Here is a 1,779-nt window from a genome sequence, read left to right on the forward strand (position 1 = left end):
GGGGCACACGCCCGAGTCGCCCCTGAGCAGCGCTCAGGCGGCGGCCGTCGCGTTCGCCGAGCAGGCCATCGAGGCCCGCACCCGGCTCACGTGGGGATCCACCAGGAGCGAGACGATCACCGTCCGCCTCAACGCCGCCAATTACTACCTCCGCGTCCCCCGCGACGTCGTCAGCGTCGAGGACGTGTCTCCGGCGATCGGCGCGACGGAGCTCTTCCAGCTCTCCCGGTACGGCGTCGAGCTGTTCGACGCCGCCTACGACCAGATCGCCTGGGCGGCCGGAACGTACCGCGTCGAGGTCACCAGGGGCATCGTCGAGATCCCGGCCGCTGTGAACCGCGCCGCGGCGCTCCTCGCCGCCCACTACCTCGGCCTCGCCGACCCGGAGCGCAGCCGCTACGACGGCATGAGCCTCGGCGACTTCAGCGGCACCGAGCGGCGTGACGCGTTCCCCGTGCCCGCGGCTGAGCAGCTACTCCGGCCGTGGATCACCAGCGTGGCGGTGGCCTCGTGAGGAACTGCGTCGTCACCGTCCGCAAGGACGTGGACGTGCTCGACCACGGGCACCGCGGCGACACGCCGCCGCAGGCGACCGTCCTCTACGCCGGGCCCGCCTACCTCTCCGCGCCTGACCGGCAGTGGGAGCGGGAGGCCGCGCTCGAGGGCGTCATCACCGGCGACCTGCACGTCCACACGCACGTCAACCTCAACCCCGCCACCCGCGTCACGGTCGAGCGGCACCACTCCGCCGGCGAGTACCAGGTGCTCGGCGCGGCCGTCACCTCGAGCGAGTGGCGCCTGGCTCTCGGGCGGAGGCCCTGATGGCCGGCGTCTCGCGCCAGGTCCTCCAGGAGCTGCGCAGGCGGCACCAGTCGGGCCTGTACGCCGTCGCGGTCGAGCTCACCAACCGCGCCAAGGTCGAAGCGACCAGGCACACGGACAACGGCACTAGGCGCAACAGCATCACGCAGACGAAGGAGAGCGACGGCCGCACCGTCCTGTGGGGCATCCCAATCGGCGCCGCTCCGCACGCCCCGCACCTCGAGCTCGGCTTCCGCCCGCACTGGGTGCCAGCCAGGCACATCGGCCTGTGGATGCAGCGCCACGGCGCCGGCATCCTCCGCAACGGCAGGCAGGTGCGCGGGAAGGTCGTGCACGGCCAGGCGCGCCGCAGGGTGAACCTCCGCGCCCGCGGCACGAGCGTGGCCATGGGCCTCTACGTCGGCGGGCCCGGTAGCAGCCTGCAGTCCGCGCCCGGCGGCGCCACCGGCCGCGTCTACCGCGGCCGCCGCATGGTCACCAGGCACTGGCACACGAAGGGCGGGAAGAGTCGCTACCTCCGCGCGGGCACCGTCGGCCACCCCATCCTCCAACCGACCGCGGAGAAGGCCAACACCGTCCCGATCGACGTGTTCCTGAGGGGGTTCAACCGTGGCCGGTGACCGCGCCAGCGTCCTCCGCAGCGTCCACGCGCTCCTCGAGAAGCACGCCGGCCTGGTCGCAGCGCTCGGCCACACGCCGGGCGCGCAGACGGTCGAGTCGGGCGCGCGGATCGTCGGCGACGACGTCCGCCTCGAGCACCTCGAGCTGCCCATGCTCGTCCTGTCCTTCGACGGCGGCGACGGCCCCACGTTCACGGCCGGCATGGCCGTCTGGCAGCTCAGCGCCTACCTCTACGCCCGCACCGTCTACGAGGCCGCGGACGTCCTCGACGAGCTCGAGGCCGCCGCCCTCACCTACACGTACGACGAGACGCTCGCCAAGCCCCTGAGCCGGTTC

At 73.0% G+C, this 1,779-nt stretch carries 4 protein-coding genes; all 4 read left to right on the forward strand.

All coding sequences use genetic code 11. The features are described from left to right. On the forward strand, positions 1 to 514 hold a 514-nt coding region (locus VF202_04435; protein HEX7039341.1), incomplete at its 5' end, for a hypothetical protein. Beyond that, a complete protein-coding gene (locus VF202_04440; protein ID HEX7039342.1) occupies positions 484 to 822 on the forward strand; it encodes a hypothetical protein in 339 nt (112 codons plus the stop codon). The genes VF202_04435 and VF202_04440, both read left to right, overlap by 31 nt. Then, complete coding sequence (locus tag VF202_04445) at positions 822 to 1,442, forward strand: hypothetical protein (GenBank protein ID HEX7039343.1); 621 nt, start codon at positions 822 to 824, stop codon at positions 1,440 to 1,442. Before VF202_04440 ends, VF202_04445 begins: the two co-directional genes overlap by 1 nt. Further along, a partial coding sequence (locus VF202_04450) for a hypothetical protein (protein ID HEX7039344.1) occupies positions 1,432 to 1,779 on the forward strand: 348 nt, incomplete at its 3' end. The genes VF202_04445 and VF202_04450, both read left to right, overlap by 11 nt.

It is taken from the genome of Trueperaceae bacterium (assembly GCA_036381035.1).
GTDB lineage: Bacteria > Deinococcota > Deinococci > Deinococcales > Trueperaceae > DASRWD01.